16 protein-coding genes and 1 tRNA gene are annotated in these 17,054 nt (G+C 41.7%); 5 read left to right on the forward strand and 12 right to left on the reverse strand.

The features are described from left to right. Window positions 1–24 precede the first annotated feature (24 nt). Window positions 25–405 carry a hypothetical protein gene (locus FHS10_RS25960; protein ID WP_259096794.1) on the forward strand — a complete coding sequence of 127 codons (381 nt, stop codon included), beginning with the start codon at window positions 25–27 and terminating at the stop codon, window positions 403–405. 124 nt (window positions 406–529) lie between these two features. Here the strand turns inward: FHS10_RS25960 and FHS10_RS25965 are convergent, their stop codons facing one another. From FHS10_RS25965 to FHS10_RS25975, 3 genes are all read right to left on the reverse strand, one after another. Then, on the reverse strand, window positions 530–1,405 hold the full coding sequence (locus FHS10_RS25965) for an RNA polymerase sigma factor (RefSeq protein ID WP_259096796.1): 876 nt from the start codon (window positions 1,403–1,405) through the stop codon (window positions 530–532). An 11-nt stretch (window positions 1,406–1,416) separates the two neighbouring features. Continuing rightward, the gene (locus FHS10_RS25970) at window positions 1,417–2,220 is read right to left on the reverse strand and encodes an SDR family NAD(P)-dependent oxidoreductase (RefSeq protein WP_259096798.1); all 804 of its coding nucleotides are present in this window, start codon (window positions 2,218–2,220) and stop codon (window positions 1,417–1,419) included. A 178-nt stretch (window positions 2,221–2,398) separates the two neighbouring features. Beyond that, window positions 2,399–3,988 (reverse strand): ABC-F family ATP-binding cassette domain-containing protein, encoded by a 1,590-nt coding sequence (locus FHS10_RS25975; protein ID WP_259096800.1) that lies wholly within the window; start codon window positions 3,986–3,988, stop codon window positions 2,399–2,401. A 255-nt stretch (window positions 3,989–4,243) separates the two neighbouring features. On the opposite strand from FHS10_RS25975, the gene FHS10_RS25980 reads away from it, so the two are divergent. Continuing rightward, window positions 4,244–4,687 (forward strand): DUF4304 domain-containing protein, encoded by a 444-nt coding sequence (locus FHS10_RS25980; RefSeq protein ID WP_259096802.1) that lies wholly within the window; start codon window positions 4,244–4,246, stop codon window positions 4,685–4,687. 1 nt (window position 4,688) lies between these two features. On the opposite strand, the gene FHS10_RS25985 is transcribed toward FHS10_RS25980, so the two are convergent. Both FHS10_RS25985 and FHS10_RS25990 read right to left on the reverse strand, forming a co-directional pair. Next, window positions 4,689–5,732 carry a DUF6807 domain-containing protein gene (locus tag FHS10_RS25985; RefSeq protein ID WP_259096804.1) on the reverse strand — a complete coding sequence of 348 codons (1,044 nt, stop codon included), beginning with the start codon at window positions 5,730–5,732 and terminating at the stop codon, window positions 4,689–4,691. Window positions 5,733–5,734: 2 nt separating this feature from the next. Continuing rightward, a complete protein-coding gene (locus tag FHS10_RS25990) occupies window positions 5,735–7,090 on the reverse strand; it encodes a Gfo/Idh/MocA family protein (RefSeq protein WP_259096806.1) in 1,356 nt (451 codons plus the stop codon). 206 nt (window positions 7,091–7,296) lie between these two features. Between FHS10_RS25990 and FHS10_RS25995 the strand changes: the two genes are divergently transcribed. After that, window positions 7,297–9,147, forward strand: a complete 1,851-nt coding sequence (locus FHS10_RS25995) for a CocE/NonD family hydrolase (RefSeq protein WP_259096807.1) — start codon at window positions 7,297–7,299, stop codon at window positions 9,145–9,147. A 73-nt stretch (window positions 9,148–9,220) separates the two neighbouring features. Here the strand turns inward: FHS10_RS25995 and FHS10_RS26000 are convergent, their stop codons facing one another. The 7 genes from FHS10_RS26000 to kdsA form a co-directional block, all read right to left on the reverse strand. After that, the gene (locus FHS10_RS26000; RefSeq protein ID WP_259096809.1) at window positions 9,221–9,817 is read right to left on the reverse strand and encodes a short chain dehydrogenase; all 597 of its coding nucleotides are present in this window, start codon (window positions 9,815–9,817) and stop codon (window positions 9,221–9,223) included. Between the two features lie 11 nt (window positions 9,818–9,828). Continuing rightward, window positions 9,829–10,608: a helical backbone metal receptor gene (locus FHS10_RS26005; RefSeq protein WP_259096811.1), complete on the reverse strand. Its 780-nt coding sequence runs from the start codon at window positions 10,606–10,608 to the stop codon at window positions 9,829–9,831. A gap of 1 nt (window position 10,609) precedes the next feature. Further along, a complete protein-coding gene (locus FHS10_RS26010) occupies window positions 10,610–12,013 on the reverse strand; it encodes an undecaprenyl-phosphate glucose phosphotransferase (protein WP_259096813.1) in 1,404 nt (467 codons plus the stop codon). Between the two features lie 201 nt (window positions 12,014–12,214). Next, window positions 12,215–13,549 (reverse strand): nucleotide sugar dehydrogenase, encoded by a 1,335-nt coding sequence (locus FHS10_RS26015; protein ID WP_259096815.1) that lies wholly within the window; start codon window positions 13,547–13,549, stop codon window positions 12,215–12,217. Window positions 13,550–13,610: 61 nt separating this feature from the next. Next, a complete protein-coding gene (locus FHS10_RS26020; protein WP_259096817.1) occupies window positions 13,611–14,543 on the reverse strand; it encodes a KpsF/GutQ family sugar-phosphate isomerase in 933 nt (310 codons plus the stop codon). Window positions 14,544–14,577: 34 nt separating this feature from the next. Then, a complete protein-coding gene (locus FHS10_RS26025; RefSeq protein ID WP_259096819.1) occupies window positions 14,578–15,315 on the reverse strand; it encodes a glycosyltransferase family 2 protein in 738 nt (245 codons plus the stop codon). Between the two features lie 21 nt (window positions 15,316–15,336). Beyond that, window positions 15,337–16,113: a 3-deoxy-8-phosphooctulonate synthase gene (gene kdsA, locus FHS10_RS26030; RefSeq protein ID WP_259096821.1), complete on the reverse strand. Its 777-nt coding sequence runs from the start codon at window positions 16,111–16,113 to the stop codon at window positions 15,337–15,339. Between the two features lie 200 nt (window positions 16,114–16,313). On the opposite strand from kdsA, the gene hscB reads away from it, so the two are divergent. Both hscB and FHS10_RS26040 read left to right on the forward strand, forming a co-directional pair. After that, window positions 16,314–16,838, forward strand: a complete 525-nt coding sequence (hscB, locus tag FHS10_RS26035; protein WP_259096823.1) for a Fe-S protein assembly co-chaperone HscB — start codon at window positions 16,314–16,316, stop codon at window positions 16,836–16,838. Window positions 16,839–16,866: 28 nt separating this feature from the next. Continuing rightward, window positions 16,867–16,946 (forward strand) — tRNA-Leu (locus FHS10_RS26040). The last annotated feature ends 108 nt before the right edge of the window (window positions 16,947–17,054 follow it).

Genomic DNA, 17,054 nt, shown 5'->3' on the forward strand with positions numbered 1-17,054 from the left:
CACTCAAACAAATAAATTCAAAAGATGAAAAAAGCAACACTGGTTAATTTAATGGCCCTGATCCTGATGGTGATCGCGACAAAAGTAACTGCCCAAACGCAAACAAATTATTTCATTGGTAAATGGGATGTGCTGGTAAAAGGCCTGCCACAAGGAGATACACATATGAAGTTTAATATTGCAGACTCTGCAGGGCATCTGAAAGGTGCCCTGTTAGACACCTCCGCTGCGCACAAGGATATTCCACTGACCAAAATTGAGCAGGATGGCGACAAGATCACGCTGTATTTTACGGCACAGGGTTATGATGTGAGCCTGCTTCTGGCAAAGAAAGATGATGACCATGCAACGGGTAGCCTGATGAGCATGTTTGATGCTAATGCTATCCGTTTAAAAGAAAAATAGTAAACCCTCATCTCTTAGCGATGATTAACACCCATCGCTAAGAGATGAGGGTGAATACGTTAATAGGGTCCTTCACAACACTGTTACTGCTACACTTTCCTAATAAAGTATGTTGCCTATCAAACTAATCCTCAAATGGATCGAGGGCTCTCTTATCCTGGGCTGGCATAAAAAAATTCCCCACTTCGCCAATTGCTGTCTTAGTGCATCTCATAATAATATCCTGCAAGTCAGCACCAGAACTATGCAGGGGATCAATAGCTTTTACTAATTTTGTCCTCAAGGCAAAAAGTTCAGCTCTGTTAAATTTACTTGACTCTTTTACTAATTCCAGTTTCATTCGCTGCTCCTGCTGATCTTGTTTCGGATTAAATATCCCATTTAGTTGACTACATTGGTCGCAAACGCCATTTTTATTTACCAGGGCACACCTGTTATCAAAAATATTGGTCATGGTATCTCTGGAGGAATTCAGAAGATGTTTTACGACTCCCTCCGTCTTCTCCAGGATAAGGCAAATTTCTTTGGTTTGAAAATCGTAGATATCTTTTAAGATTAATGCCACCTGGTTTTCGATAGGTAAAGTTTTTGAGATACAGGTAAAGCAAAAATCGATATGCTCTTTCATCTCATAGGCACCGGCATTGGAGGTTTGGTTAACAACCCTAAACGCCTGCTGGATCTCCTCAGTGCCGATGGCTAAATAAGCACCCTTGTCCTGTGCATCTGCCGGCCATCTGTTTAATTTTCTTAAATGATCATAGGCCAGGTTGGTAGCTATTTTAAACACCCAGGTTTTGAGCGAAGAACCCTGGTTGAACATAGAGATTTTGTCAAATGCCCGGATGAAAGTATCATGTGCCAGGTCATCCACGTCGTTCCGATCTGGGTGTAAACGATAGAGATAAGATTTCAGCTGGTTTTGAAATTCGGCAAACAGCATTTGAAACGATTTTATATCGCCGGTTAAGGCCTTTTTAAGTATTTCCGCTTTTTCCATTTTAAAATAGATTATAACAAATTTAGTTTTCCGCAATCAAAATCAACAACATGGCTATTGAAAACTACCCCATTTTCAGAAACCAGGAAGGCGGCTGTCTCGCCTAATTGTTTTAATGTCGGCCCCGATTTCAGGATATCAAACCTTGTGTAATTTAAAGCCATTTCTTCACGCGAAATGCCAAATTTTTCTGCAAAATCGTTGATCATTCCAGATATCTTATTCGTTTCCATCAAGGCACCGGAACAAATACAGATCGCCTTGATCCCATGTCGGCCAAATTCGGCAGCCATTACCCTCGTCAATCCTTCTATCGCTGCGCAGGCGGAGGCGAACCCTGCCATATTGGGAGTCTTAGTCCTTGCCATAGATGCGTTGAGCAGTAAGATGGTGCCCTCAGAGCCGGATTGGATCATATACCTTGCCGCAACCCTCGAAGTAAGGAATTGAGATCCGCAAATCCTTTGTAAAGGATTCATGAATTGCTCAAAAGTGGCTATTGTTGTAGGTGTACCACTACCAGCGTCCTTGTAGTAGCTCCCGATGCCATTAAATACAATATCCAATTTTCCATTGTCAGCAATAACCTTTTGTAAATAGGTGTCAATCTCGGTTTCGTTCAACGCATCTACCTTACCTGCCTCCGCCCGCCCGCCATTGGCTTTAATCTCTTCGGCTAAAGCTTTTACAGCATTCAGGTTCAGGGCCGTAACATACACCTTTGCACCATGTTGGGCAAATGAGCGGGCAACTGCTCCAGCAATTTCTCCCGATGCCGCGAATACTACGGCTACCTTGTCTTTTAAACTTTCCATTTTGTTTGTTTTTGCCTTTTGACGATTTGGCCATTCAAAACGATCTGTTTTTTGTAAAATAATTTTAAACGGCAGGCCGGGGATTATGGAAAACAAAACTCAAACTCTCCACTTTTATATAGCTTACATTATAAGCACCGCAATAAGGATGACAAAACGGTAAGAAGAGCTCACTCAATTAATTCAATAAAATAGTTTTATTTACGCCAACCTGCTGTAAAAAGTACTGATCATGGGAAATAACGACAAGGGTTCCGTGATAATCATTTATTGCCTGTGTTAATACTCCTATATTCTGTAAATCGAGGTTGTTGGTAGGCTCATCCAAAACGATCATATCTGGCGCCTGATTACTGATGGTAAGCAAACACAGTACTAACCTCATTTTTTCACCACCGCTAAGGGCGTTGCAGGATTTATCCCAATCTTCGGAAATAAACAGAAACCTGTTAAGGCGTATCTTCACATCATGTTCCTGCAATACTCCTGAATTATGAACCTGCGCTTGCTGATATACGTTGACTTTATCATCTATAAGCGAATAGTTCTGATCGATATAAATAGCGGTAAAATCAGCTTTGGTGATTACACCGTAATCGGGCTGCAGTTTACCAAGAATCAAATTGACGAGCGTGGTTTTCCCGGAACCGTTTGCGCCTTGTATTGCCAGCCGTTCGCCGCTATAGATCTGAAAATCCACTGGCTGTTTCCATAAAGCATGTTTATTATAGCCGAATTGGAGATTTTGAGCCGCAACCAGGATTTTACCTTTATGTAATGAGGAATGATCTATATCGATCTTCATTTTATCTGCCGCTGGCAGATTTAACCGTAACTGACTGATTTGTTGCGACAATTCACCAACCTTCTCAGCATGAACGCTTTTGAGTTTCGAACCTGTTTGTTCGGCATTATTTCTTAAGGTGTTCATCATAATTCTGGCAACGCCGGCGTTTTCCTGTTTCTTTTTTCCACGGGCATCCAGTTTTTGTTGCCGTTCTATTGCCTGTCGCTCGGTTTCTTTAGCTTTACGCAGCGCCTTCTCCTGGTTTTGCAGGTCATGATAAAGAGCTTTATTTTCAAGTTCCTTTTGCAGGGCATAAAAATCATAATTACCGCCATAAAAAGTAATGCCTTTTGCACTGAGTTCACAAACGGTAGGCAGCAAATTCATTAACGCACGGTCATGGCTTACCACAACCAATGTATGGTTGGTGCTTTGAATATAGTTATAAAGAAGAGTACGGCTTTCGGTATCCAGGTGATTACTTGGTTCATCGAGCAACACAATATCGGGCTGATGAATACGGATGCCGGCCAATAAAACCTTCATCTTCTGCCCGCCGCTTAATGTGTTCATTGCTTGAAAAAGATGCAGCCCTTCCAGTTTCCAGTAAGCAAATGCTTCAGCACAACGCTCTTCGATAGTCCAATCATCATTTAAAATCTCAAAGTTTTTTTCCGTGAGCTGCCCTTTTAAAATTTCGTTAAGGGCTTTCACTCTGTCGTCAATTAGTAGCGCTTCAGCTATGGTACAACTGTTATGCTGCCCAATAGCCTGTGGAACATAATAGGGTTTTGACGATTGTTTAACATTCCCGGCAACGGGCAAAAGATTCCCGGCCATGAGTTGTAACAGCGTAGATTTCCCTATGCCATTATTGCCCACCAGGGCCATTTTTTGTTGTTGATTAACAATTAAATTGATACCGGAAAATAGCAGTTCCCGGTTAGGGTGCATGTAGATGATATCCTGAAGGATCAGCATAGTTCATTTCTTTTAGTGTGAATAAATGACAGCGATTATTGAATAATCCTGTTTTATTTGTCTGAAAGAAATGGCTGATCACATATAGGCACCTATTGAGTTTATTGGCGCAAAAATAATAAAATAATTTGAAGGTAAGTGTAGGTGACTTCCGTTCAAAATAGAAGTATAATGATATTACACGGCTTATGAAGAGGCTGATAACTTAATTATGATTAAACAACAGTTATCAATAAATTTAAACCGTTTTAAAACATGATGACGGGAAAGGAAAGACGCATTTTAATGAACTCTGCTATTAAGCAGATAATTATCCCATTTTTAAGAGAGCAGGGATTTAAAGGATCATTTCCTCATTTTAGGAGACTTAAAAGCGACGGGATCAATCTTTTGACATATCAGTTTAGTTCAAGCGATTCAAAGTTTGTGATAGAAATTTCTAATTGTTCACCAAAAGGAATATTACTTTCCTGGGGCAAAGAAATCAAGCCTTCAAATTGCACTGCCCATGACATGTACAAGCGGTTACGTGTGGGAAGCAAAAAAAACAATGGCGACTATTGGTTTGATTTTAGCAAAGAGTCCTTTTTCAGAGATATCTATGAGAAACGTGCAAAAGAGTTAATAGGTTTATGGGATGAGGCTGAACAATGGTGGCAAAATGACCCGGAGAATCAGCGAAACACCATGGTTCCATAGTTTATTTCCTCTCAAAACTTTCCGCCATCTTATTAAGTAAAGCACCGTCAGATGTCCTGTCCCCATTACTAATCACAATCCGGTATTTAAACGTAACCGATTCCCCTCTATTCAAGTGCAGGTTCTTAGCCGATTTACCATTGGTAAAAACCTTTTCACCTAAAGGATTGGCCGCGAACAGGCCATACCCACGTGCATGCCAAAAAGTTGGGTAGTTAGGATTTTGAGGATGATCTATAATAGCAATACTTACAGAATCTGCTCCCATTTTGCCATACACTTTACACCAAACTCCACGGGTGCTCCATGCGTCATTGCCGGTTTTGCCGGCGCTGGTTAGGTAGTTACCATTGGCTATTTTATCGGTACCTGCTTTTACAATGGTTACGTTACCTTTGTCATCTGTAAATTTTTGATCTTCGGTAGCAGGCATTTGTAAATCGTGCGCTAAGCGCAGGCCTAACATGCCATCCTTGGCATCATTAAACGTAGCATCAACACTGGCTTTCAAAGTAGTTACTCGATCTATAATACGCTGATTGACTGTGCCGCTAAATTCAAAGCGGGTGGTTTCTTCTAAGATCACGTCTTTTTGTTGGTTTGTCCAGTTGGCATGGTAGGTCAGCACCCCTACCCGTCCGCTTTTGGTTTCCAGGATTCGATCGGTACGGATCCAGCCGTACACGCTCTTCTTTTCTTTAGGAATAGCGTATGAGTTATTCCAGAAATCTAACCCGTTCAGGTTTTCAAAATTAAACCACAAGCCGATATGATGCGGATGATCCGTCGGATCGCCGGGTTTAGGATCAAGCGGAAAACCGCGGGTAACAACTATGCCGTCGGCAGTACGTATGGGGTACAGCACGGGCTTCTCCAGGCTATCGGGATACAGAAAGGTTGTAAACGGTTTACCGCCAATCAACACTTCTACCTTATTGTCCGTTTTAGATCCGGTTACGGTTACCAATTCGCTCTTTTGAGCGAAGGCTTCCGTGGTCGAAATCATCAAAACCAATGCAAATCCAATATTTTTAAACCTGCCCATAATTAGTATTTAAATACTTTACCATTTGCCATTACTTCCTGGGTGGTTTCGTCAAAGGTGGCTTTATAACCAGTATGTACTGCAGCATTGGTCATAATATTAGCTATCGAGTGGCTGTAACCCGCTTCAACGGGGGCATTAGGTATTTTACGGCTGCGTACGCATTCCATCCAGTTGCGCACGTGGTTTGACGTAAGGATATCCCCGCCCGTATTGGCCGACGCCACAACAGCCTGGGTATTTGCCAGGCTAATCTCGGGCAGCAGGTTAGGCTGCATTTTCATGGCAGCGGCCATTTTTTCGGTAAGCCCTCCCTCGGGCGAAACTTTATTGGTGATCAGGTTCAATTCGCCGCCGTTTGAGTAATAAATTTCGGCCGGATGCTCGTCGCCATTATGCATGCGCGAGCCAAACGTAACCTGGAAGCCGGTTGACGGATCATCCAGCGGACCGTAATCAAATGCGGCTAAAATGGTATCCCAGTTTTTACGGCCGTCTTTCCACATATAAATACCGCCGTTAGCTACAACGCTGCGGGGGTGTTTAAGGCCGCTAAACCAATGCACGGTATCAATCTGGTGGCTCATCCATTGGCCTGCCAGGCCTGATGAGTATGGCCAAAACAAACGGTATTCTAAATATTTACGTGGATCAAAAGCCTCGTAAGGGCGGTTCATGATAAAACGCTTCCAATCGGTATCTTCCTCCTTTAAAGTAGCTAATAGTTCTGGCCTGCGCCAGCGACCGGGTTGGTTTACATTCCAGGTAAGCTCAACCATGGTAATGGGGCCAAACTTGCCCGATTTAATAAAGTCATTTGCCGCGTGATAGTTATCCCCGCTCCTGCGCTGTGAGCCAATTTGCACAATTTTGCCCGATTCTTTGATCGCTTTAAGGGCTGCGCGGTTATCCTCCATTGTTTCGGCAAAAGGTTTTTCTACATAGGCGTCACAACCGGCCTTTACCGCCTCAATAGCATGGCGCGCATGCTGAAAATCAGCCGTGCTGATAAAAACTGCATCTACCGTTTTGCTATCGTATAATTCTTCGTTATTGCGGTATGCTTTCACATCGTGCTGCATTTTATTTTTCCAGGTGGCCGCACCTTCTTCGCGGCGGTTTTTCCATATATCAGAAACCCCAACCACATCAAAGTTCAATTCTTTGTAATGGTTCATAAAACTGGGAATGTGCGAGCCTTTGTGCCTGTCAGAAAAACCGACAACCCCCACCCTTACCCTATCGTTGGCACCAATAATGCGTTTATAGCTGCTGGCGCTCCAGGCCGTTTTGGTGATCATTGCCCCGGCACCAGCCAATGCGGCCTGCCTAATAAAAGTACGACGCGAGTTGTCCATAATAGTAGGTTTGTTATTTTTATTAAAGTATAGGTAACTGGGTTTAACCAACGGTTTATGAACCGTGTAAATCAAATATCGAAGAAATACGGCAAAAAGCGTTATCCTTTTTGTAAGAAGACTATTACAATGAAAAGGAACATACCAAAACTATATATCATACTTTATCAAAATCAATATATTTACAGTGATCGTTTTTTATCCTTATGAAGAAAATCCTGATTCTTTTTATCCTCATCGCCCCTTTTGCTGCATCAGCCCAAAATGCCGATTCAGCCTGGTTTGTAAACAATTATATCAAAAAGGAGGTAAGCATCCCCATGCGCGATGGCGCCAAGCTGTTCACATCGGTATATATTCCTAAAGATCAATTAGAGAAACATCCCATCCTGATGACCCGTACCCCATACTCCTGTGCGCCGTATGGCACAGGTTACCGAGCATACTGGCGAAACTACATGATCAAGTACTGCCGGGAAGGCTATATTATGGTGATCCAGGATATTCGCGGTCGTTGGATGAGTGAGGGCGAATTTGTGGTGGTACATCCCTTCAACCCCGATAAAAAAACAAACAAAGATGTTGATGAAGCAAGCGATACTTACGATACTATCGACTGGCTGGTTAAAAACATTGATAACAATAATGGCAACGTTGGGGTAAGCGGTATTTCGTTCCCCGGCTTTTATGCAACCGAAGCTGCCTTGAGCAGTCACCCGGCTTTAAAAGCGGTTAGTCCGCAGGCACCGGTTACAGATCGTTTCTTTGGGGATGACGATCATCATAACGGTGTTTTATTTTTATTGGATGCTTTTGATTTTCATGTGGGGTATGGTTTTAGTCAACCCCGCCCCCATCCTACTATTTTGCCTGCTAAGACATTTGAATTTAAGGACAAGGATAATTATTCAGCCTATTTAAAGATAGGCGCGTTACCCAACTTTACCAAAATCAGCGGCGACAGCCTCAAATTCTGGAGCGATATGATGATCCACCCCGACCTTGATGCCTGGTGGAAAATACGTGACGCCCGCAGCGGTATAAAGAATGTTAAACCTGCCATGTTAATAGTGGGTGGGCTTTTTGACGCCGAGGATGGCTATGGAACCTGGAATACTTACCAGGCGCTGGTGAAACAAAGCCCTGCTACCAATAGTAAACTGGTTATAGGACCGTGGTACCATGGGCAATGGGCAAGTAAAGATGGCAGCCATTTGGGCAATATCCAGTTTGGCAGCAAAACCAATGAGTGGTACCAGGAAAACATCGAAATTCCGTTTTTCAATTACTATCTTAAAGGAAAGGGAGCTGTTGATACCATTAGCAAGGCCACCATATTTTTTACCGGCGAAAACAAATGGCGTAAATTTGCAGAGTGGCCCGTTACCGGCGCAAAACAAACCCCGGTATACCTGGAGAAAGGTGGAAAACTTGCGTTTAGTCCGTCGGCCAATAAAACAGCCACTTTTGACAGCTACATTAGTGATCCGGCCAAACCGGTGCCTTATAACGATGGCGTGCACACCTACCGCACCCGTGAGTACATGACCGACGATCAACGCTTTGCAAGCCAACGCACCGATGTGCTTGTATTTGATACTGATACTTTAGCTAATGATGTTACCCTGGCCGGCCCGGTAATTGCCGATTTGATGGTGAGCCTATCTAACACAGATGCCGATTTTGTAGTGAAGCTGATTGATGTGTTGCCGGATAATACTGCCGATAACCCGGTAAACAAATACCCTATGGGCGGATACCAGATGCTGGTGCGTGCCGAAATTATGCGCGGCAGATATCGTAACAGTTTTTCAAAGCCCGAGGCTTTTGTACCGGGTAAGCCCACTCAAGTAAAATTCATCATGCCCGATGTGGCGCACACCTTTAAAAAGGGACATAAAATAATGATCCAGGTGCAAAGCAGCTGGTTCCCACTGGCTGATAGAAACCCGCAACAGTTTGTAGATATTTATCACGCGAAGGATTCAGATTTTGTGAAGGAAACTATCAAAGTTTATCACGATAGTTCGAAGATTATTTTGCCGGTATTGAAATAGTAACCTGGTGAAGAAAGACTTACGAAGTTTTTTAAACTTCGTAAGTCTGGCTTAGTTCGGGGTTTAAGCAATGTTAAAATACTTTATAAACCTGTCCGGTTTGGGTACCTAATACGCTTTTTATATAAGCCTGGGTAACCCTATTCATGGTTACAGGAATATGCCCCGGAAAAAATGGAAAGTAGCCGGGAGAATCCTCAACAACGCCGGGACTGATAGCATTGATACGAACGCCGTTTTCAAGTTCGATAGCTGCGGCACGCACAAAAGCCTCCAGGGCGCCGTTAATGGCGCTTAGGTTTGCACCAAGGTAAATGGGATCTTCGCTTAAAATACCCGAGGTTAACGTAAACGATCCTTTTGGATTTACATAATGCTGCCCTGTTAAAACCAGGTTAACCTGGCCCATCAGTTTACTATCAATCCCTTTTCTGAAATCGGCATCCTTCATGGTACTTAGCGGACCGAAATGACCGTTGCCTGTGGTACTTATTAGCGCATCAAATGAACCCGCCTGCTCATAAAAGCGTTCTATTGATTCGGGCGATGAAATATCTAACTGCAAATCACCGCTTTTTGAACCGGCTTTAATTACTTCGTGATCTTTTTCGAGGGCTTTTACCACATGCTTCCCAAGGGTGCCTGTTGCGCCAACAATAATAATTTTCATACAAGATGGGTTTAAATAAGCTTAACTAAATTAGCTAAATAACCAGGTACCTGCAACAACCTGTTGCCATACCAGGAAAACATCTCGCCATCAACTAATATTACTTTAGCATGTGGCAACAGCTGCTTAAATTCGTCTATATGCTTTTGTTTAAAGGGATAAGGTTCTGAGGATAGTAATAAAATACCCGGGTTAGCCTGAATAAGATCAGCAGGTGTTACTTCGGGATACCGGTAGGTATTAAAAGCATTTTTGAGGCCGCATAGCTTTAAAAGGCTATCTATATAGGTTTCTACACCTGCAACCATATAGGGTTTTCGCCATATAAAATAGGCCACGCTTAGGTTTAAATTTGACAAAGTGAATTTTTGAAACTGAAGAGTGATATTTCGGCATAGATCTTTTGCCGCTACAGTTTTCCCTGTAATAATTCCCACTGATTGGATCATTGATAGCGCACCTTCAATATTATTGATATCGCTGATCCAAACCGGGCAAACATTCATTAAGGCCTCAACCTGGTTACGTTCGTTTTCCTCTTTATTAGCAATGATTAAATCGGGTTTCAAAGATTTAATCAGCTCAAGGTCTAATTGCTTGGTACCACCTATTTTGGTTAGGAGTTTTACCTTTTCTTTAGGATGGATACAAAATTTGGTTACGCCGACAATTTGCCGATCCAAACCCAAATAAAATAATAATTCCGTCTGAGACGGAACTATGGAAACAATTCTTTGCGGAATGGCAGAGATATTTACTTCACGATTTAACTGATCGTGGAACACCGGCATGTTAGAACGCGTTTTTCTCGCCCCTTAAAGCATTCCAGAAGGTTAAGAAAACAATTTTCAAATCTAACAGGAACGACCAGTTTTCCAGGTACCAAACGTCGGCCTCCACACGTTCAAGCATGGCTTGGGTAGTTTGAGTTTCACCGCGAAAGCCTTTGATCTGCGCCCAACCAGTGATGCCAGGTTTAAGGAAGTGCCTTACCATAAAGGTATCTATCAACTGCGAATATTGTTGCGTATGGCTCAGCATGTGTGGTCTTGGACCTACTACCGACATATTGCCTAATATTACATTAAAAAACTGTGGCAGCTCATCTAAGCTGGTTTTGCGAATAAAAGCACCCGACTTGGTAATACGGGCATCACCGCGGGTAGCCTGCTTTTTATCAGAATCTTTATTGACCCGCATACTGCGGAATTTGTAGCACTTGAAGGGCTTATTATCACGCCCGGAGCGTTCCTGCACAAAAAAAACTGGTCCGCGAGATTCCAGTTTGATGATGATAGCCAGTATGGGGAACAACCAGCTGAAAACAAACAGAATAATAAAGAGTGAAAATGTAAAATCAAATAAGCGCTTAATAGATCGGTTAAGCATGTTTTCCAATGGTTCTGGCCGTACAGATATTACCGGGATATGCCCAAAGCTTTGTATAAAGGTTGGCTTTTTTGCGTAATCATAGTACTCAGGTATGAATTTAAACCTGATGAGATTTTTATCAGCATCAAGCATCAGGCGTTCAATAGTTAACGCCTCAGAATTGGGGAGGGTGCAAAAAATTTCGTCAACTTTATTGTTCAATACATAGTTGATACAATCGTTAGTATCGCCTAAATATAGGTGCTTATCAACAACCGTAGCAGGATCGTCATCAAAAAAACCTACAAGGCTATAACCACGTTCGGGGTTTTGTTTAAAAAAACTGTACAGATCATAGCCAATGCGTCCGCCACCTATAATAATAACCGCCCTTGTGTCAATTAAAGACGCCCGGTCACTTTTGCGGATAGTTAAGAATATCAATTTCCATAAACCAAGCAAAAAGCCAAATAATGCTAACGAATAAAACAGGTATTCCCTTGTGATGAAGTAGGCTTTAGTACCTATTAAAATAATGATAGTGAAACAAATAAAGCTTACAAATAACAGGTAGGTTTTTATTACGCCACGATAAGTTTTTATGGAATCTTTATTTAACACATGCTCATAGAGCCCGGTTATATTGGCCGATAATAACCATATCAAATTAAAAACCAAAACAACCGGTAAATATTTCCTGTTATTGATCCAAAAAATGTATGACCTATCTTCAATAAAGTAAGAAATCACCATACTCATATTAAGTATAATATAATCTATGGTAAGGTTCACTGCTTTAATAAAAGTAGCGTATCTGTGAATCATGTATTAGCGCTTATTGAAGTAAATAACACTGCTAAAATTAGCATATTTATTTATAATTAACAATGTGATAATTGAATGTACAATCCGTTACAAATGGGTTCGGGTTTGGTTGGCAAAATTAAGAAATTTCAAATTTGTAGCAAGCCAAATTTGAAATTTGTGTGTATTTTTTTCTCAATTAGAGTGGCTAATTAAAGAAGACTAAAGCCTCCCATCTATCATTGCCTTGTCAAGTATCCCTTTAATATCATATATAACCGATGAAGTACTCTTCTTTAATTGATTATAGTCAAGATTAAAAAATTCCCGATGAGATACAGCCACAATAATGGCATCATAAGTGCCTGATAACTGATTAAAATCTTTAAGGGTTTTTACCCCATATTCCTGTTCAACCTCTACCGGATCGGCCCAGGGATCATAAATTTCATAACAGGTTTCAAATTCTCCTAAAACTTTCACAATATCAATTACCCTGGTGTTGCGTACATCCGGACAATTTTCTTTAAAAGTAAACCCAAGTACCAAAACTTTCGATTTTTTAACCGCAATGTCTTTTTTAATCATCAACTTGATAACTTCAAGCGCAACATAGGTACCCATTCCGTCATTGAGTCTTCGGCCCGCTAAAATAATCTCGGGATGATAACCTACTTCCTGGGCCTTTTGCGCCAGGTAATAGGGATCCACACCTGTACAATGGCCGCCAACAAGACCCGGCTTAAAATTCAAAAAATTCCATTTAGTACCGGCGGCTTCCAAAACCGCATGGGTATCAATACCCATAATTTGAAATATTTTGGCTAACTCATTAACAAAGGCAATATTAATGTCGCGTTGCGAGTTTTCGATCACCTTACATGCTTCCGCAACCTTTATACTCGGTGCTTTATGGGTGCCTGCGATTACTATGCTTTGGTAAAGTTTATCAATAAATTCAGCGGCATCCGGTGTTGAACCAGATGTTACTTTTAAAATATTGGTGAGCGTATGTACTTTATCGCCGGGGTTAATTCGCTCCGGCGAATATCCTGCAAAAAAATCCGTATTGAATTTAAGATTTGATACCTGTTCAAGTACCGGAACGCAAACGTCTTCAGTAACTCCAGGATAAACAGTTGATTCATAAATAACTACATCCCCAACCTTAAGTACTCCTGCAACAGATTCGCTTGCTTTTTTGAGCAAACCAAGATCCGGACGGTTATGAATATCGGTTGGCGTTGGTACAGAAATGATATAGACATTGCAATCGGCTATAGTTTCCACATTGGAAGTAAATATCAATCCGTTGCCTGCTTTATCGCCACCCAAAACCGCCTTCAAAGTAGCAGTATCAGTTTCGAGGGTACGATCAAAAGCGTTGTTCAAATCGTCAACACGGCTTTGCTTAATGTCAAATCCTTTAACGGGGTATTTTTTGGCAAACTCAACGGCTAAAGGCAGGCCTACGTAGCCCAGGCCAATTATTGCTATATGGATATTATCAGGTACTTCAAACTTTGATATAGATTGATTTGAGGAGCGATCAAGCATGTTAGCGGAGGTAGATGTTTGTAAATAGATGCTTATTTGATAATTGATAAATTGAATTTCATTAATTGTATATCTGATACACACCAACAACCGATTTGTTTTGAGCCGAACCAACCAATAGCGTCGTGATTTTCTTTTCGATCATTAACTGCTCTGCTTTACCCGCAAATTCTTCCTGATCAATAATAACAGGATCGACTGTCATAATATCTGCTATAGTTAAGGTAGATGTATCCGGATGCTTCAAAAGGGCACGCCTTAAATCGCCATCGGTAACCACACCGTTGATACGGTGGCTATCTCCTACCATTACCATACCCAAGCGCCCTGCAGACATGCTCAATAACAGGTCAGTAAAGGATGCATCTTCATTTATAAATGGCAGCTTATCGGTGCGCATTAATTCCTTCACCTTTACCAACAGCTTACGCCCAAGGCTGCCTCCCGGATGAAAACGCGCAAAATCATGCTGCTTAAAATCACGCGATTCCATCAAGGCTATCGCCAGGGCATCACCCATGACCAAAGCAGCGGTTGTTGATGACGTAGGCGCTAACTCAAGCGGGCAGGCTTCACGTGCTATTTTAATATTTAAATGGTGCCCGCTATTTTTTGCTACTGTTGATCCGGGGTTACCCGTAACTCCAATAATCAAATTTTTATTCCATTTTAAAAACGGGATAATTCTAAGAACTTCATCGGTTTCACCAGAGTAAGAGATTAGCATAACTACATCGTTGGTGCTAACCATACCCAAATCGCCATGAAAAGCCTCACCCGGATGCAGGAAAAAACTTGGGGTGCCAGTACTTGCCAACGTAGCTGCTATTTTTCTTCCAATAAGTCCGGATTTACCTATTCCAATAACAACTAATTTACCAGTTGCGCTCAATATAGCGTTAACGGCATTAGTAAATTCATCATCAATTAACCCGGCCACGTTTTGCAACGATTCAATTTCGATATCAAAAACTCTTTTGGCAATTTGTTTCATAACGTGTTATAAAATAGTATAAGTACGGCCGGACTTAGTTATTATGATATTTTTGATAATCACTTACCAGTGACTGTAGACCAGATTGTTTGTACTTCGCAATCTCACGATCAAGATGGCCATATTGCTTTGCGTAATACGGGCCTGAAGCATGAAAACAAAACTGATCTTTAATAATTCCTGACTTTAGGCCTAATTTTTTTTGAAAATTATGCACTAAAAAGCCATCTTCTGAGTACTTCATATCCAAATTGGCAAAGAGCACCTTAAACCAAAGCTTACGATAATCTTTTTTTCTAAAACAGGCGCACCACCCGCCTGTTGGCCCGTACTCAATTACCTTATCGTCAATAGCCTCTTCAGTATAAAACTCAGGGCCAGGTTTGGCGCCGTTTGTAAATTCATCTTGTATAACATTTAGCGCAATAAAGCCGTAATGCCTAAATGTTAGCATATAGTTCTCAAAAACCCTGTCAAGCTGTTTTGGAAATGTTAGCACGTCGTCGTCGACAACTACAATATAGTCCCCTTTAGCATATGAAAATAACTTTTTATAACTGTTAAGTCCATAATTCTTATCTCGTTTAATTATCCTAACAAATTCTTGGTCCTTATATCGATCTAAAATTATTGAAGTATCATCGGTTGATCCATTATCCATTACCACAATTTCACATTCTTTTGTATCGGCAATGCTCAATGTCAACGCCTCCAGGCATTTCTCAAGGAATTTATATCTGTTCCAGGTTAAAATAACAAAACTCATTTTCATAAATTAGGTATCTAAGTTTTGTTAATTAGCTAACGATTTTATTAACGCATCCAGGTCATGCAATTTAAGCATATTAGGGCCGTCGCTTAGAGCGTTATCCGGGTCTGGATGAGTTTCTATGAAATAGCCATCCGCACCAAAAGCTTTTGCTGCTAAAGCCATCATCGGCACAAAAGTGCGGTCTCCTCCCGTTTTGCCGCCTGCCCCGCCAGGGCGTTGTACCGAGTGGGTACAATCCATACAAACCGGATGCCCAAAGGCTTTCATATCATAAATGTTCCTGAAATCGACAGCAAGATTATTATAGCCATACATGTTACCACGTTCGGTAAGGATCACCTGCGTATTACCTGCTTCCAAAACTTTTTGTGCGGGATAAAACATATCGGCGCCAGAAAGGAACTGCGCTTTTTTGACGTTCACAATTTTACCTGTCTCGGCAGCCGCAACCAATAAATCGGTTTGGCGGCATAGAAAGGCTGGAATCTGCAATACGTCAACCACCTGGGCAGCTATGGCAGCCTGAAAAGGCTCGTGAATATCTGTAATAACCGGCAAGCCGAATTTTTCCTTTACGTTTTGAAGCATCTCCATGCCTTTGCCAATGCCCGGCCCGCGGTATGAATGTATTGAGGTACGGTTAGCCTTATCAAATGATGATTTAAATACAACAGGCACATTGTATTTTTGGCCAACTTCGGCAACTTTTTCAGCCACGGTATACAACAATTCCTGGTTTTCCATTACACATGGACCCAATATAAAGAACGGCTTCTGCCGCATTTGATCAAATAACATAGTATGTAGGTTATGAGGCAAAGATAATGAAGCTAACACGAATTTCACGAATTGGAACTAATTAGCCGGAAGCATCATGTAAACCACTGTCCAATAAGTGAAATCGCCTGTATCATATTCATGTAATCAGTTGAACACGCCTAAGCAGCCATCTGCTCAAATTCGTGTAATTGAATAAAATTGGCGAAATTTGTGTCACTATGAATTATTTTGAGTTTTATGGCATAGCCGAGTCTTTTACTGTTGAACAGGCTGCACTTAAAAAGAAGTTTTACGAGTTGAGCAAGCTTTATCATCCCGATTTTTATGCCGGCGAGGACGAAGCCAGGCAACAGGAAATATTAGAATTATCGACCCTGAATAATAAAGCTTACCAGGTTTTAACCGACCCCGCGCGCAGAATGGAGTACATTTTGAAGCTCCATGGCCTGGTATCTGAGGGTGCAAAACCCCAATTACCATCAGATTTTTTGATGGAAATGATGGAAATTAACGAACGGCTTATGGAAGCTGACGATGCTGCCGAGCTGGGAAGAATAACCGCAGAAGTACTTGCCTTTGAGAGCGATATGAATGAAAAACTGACCGGGTTAACCAACGATTACACCGAGCTTGATCATACCGCGCAACAGGAAAAACGCATAAAAATTGCAGATATTTACTATAGGCAAAAATATCTGTTGCGAATTAAAGAGAGTTTAGATACATTTGCAGCCCGCCTGTAAGAGATCATTGATCAATACAGCAGAGCATGCCCAGCTGGCGGAATTGGTAGACGCGCTGGTCTCAAACACCTGTGGGAAACCGTGCCGGTTCGACTCCGGCGCTGGGTACAGAGGGTAAACTAAAAGAGGCCGTATCATAATTCAAATGATGCGGCCTCTATGTTTGCAACGTATTGGCTCCATGTTTATCTGTTTTCGTTGAATTTCTCAGCAAGG

The sequence above is a fragment of the Mucilaginibacter dorajii genome (genome assembly GCF_024808255.1).
GTDB lineage: Bacteria > Bacteroidota > Bacteroidia > Sphingobacteriales > Sphingobacteriaceae > Mucilaginibacter > Mucilaginibacter dorajii.

What these genes read in the sequence shown, in the direction of transcription:
- FHS10_RS25960 (WP_259096794.1), top strand. Translation starts at nt 25, where the DNA reads ATGAAAAAAGCAACACTGGTTAATTTAATGGCCCTGATCCTGATGGTG.
- FHS10_RS25965 (WP_259096796.1), bottom strand. Translation starts at nt 1,405, where the DNA reads ATGGAAAAAGCGGAAATACTTAAAAAGGCCTTAACCGGCGATATAAAA.
- FHS10_RS25970 (WP_259096798.1), bottom strand. Translation starts at nt 2,220, where the DNA reads ATGGAAAGTTTAAAAGACAAGGTAGCCGTAGTATTCGCGGCATCGGGA.
- FHS10_RS25975 (WP_259096800.1), bottom strand. Translation starts at nt 3,988, where the DNA reads ATGCTGATCCTTCAGGATATCATCTACATGCACCCTAACCGGGAACTG.
- FHS10_RS25980 (WP_259096802.1), top strand. Translation starts at nt 4,244, where the DNA reads ATGATGACGGGAAAGGAAAGACGCATTTTAATGAACTCTGCTATTAAG.
- FHS10_RS25985 (WP_259096804.1), bottom strand. Translation starts at nt 5,732, where the DNA reads ATGGGCAGGTTTAAAAATATTGGATTTGCATTGGTTTTGATGATTTCG.
- FHS10_RS25990 (WP_259096806.1), bottom strand. Translation starts at nt 7,090, where the DNA reads ATGGACAACTCGCGTCGTACTTTTATTAGGCAGGCCGCATTGGCTGGT.
- FHS10_RS25995 (WP_259096807.1), top strand. Translation starts at nt 7,297, where the DNA reads ATGAAGAAAATCCTGATTCTTTTTATCCTCATCGCCCCTTTTGCTGCA.
- FHS10_RS26000 (WP_259096809.1), bottom strand. Translation starts at nt 9,817, where the DNA reads ATGAAAATTATTATTGTTGGCGCAACAGGCACCCTTGGGAAGCATGTG.
- FHS10_RS26005 (WP_259096811.1), bottom strand. Translation starts at nt 10,608, where the DNA reads ATGCCGGTGTTCCACGATCAGTTAAATCGTGAAGTAAATATCTCTGCC.
- FHS10_RS26010 (WP_259096813.1), bottom strand. Translation starts at nt 12,013, where the DNA reads ATGATTCACAGATACGCTACTTTTATTAAAGCAGTGAACCTTACCATA.
- FHS10_RS26015 (WP_259096815.1), bottom strand. Translation starts at nt 13,549, where the DNA reads ATGCTTGATCGCTCCTCAAATCAATCTATATCAAAGTTTGAAGTACCT.
- FHS10_RS26020 (WP_259096817.1), bottom strand. Translation starts at nt 14,543, where the DNA reads ATGAAACAAATTGCCAAAAGAGTTTTTGATATCGAAATTGAATCGTTG.
- FHS10_RS26025 (WP_259096819.1), bottom strand. Translation starts at nt 15,315, where the DNA reads ATGAAAATGAGTTTTGTTATTTTAACCTGGAACAGATATAAATTCCTT.
- kdsA (WP_259096821.1), bottom strand. Translation starts at nt 16,113, where the DNA reads ATGTTATTTGATCAAATGCGGCAGAAGCCGTTCTTTATATTGGGTCCA.
- hscB (WP_259096823.1), top strand. Translation starts at nt 16,314, where the DNA reads ATGAATTATTTTGAGTTTTATGGCATAGCCGAGTCTTTTACTGTTGAA.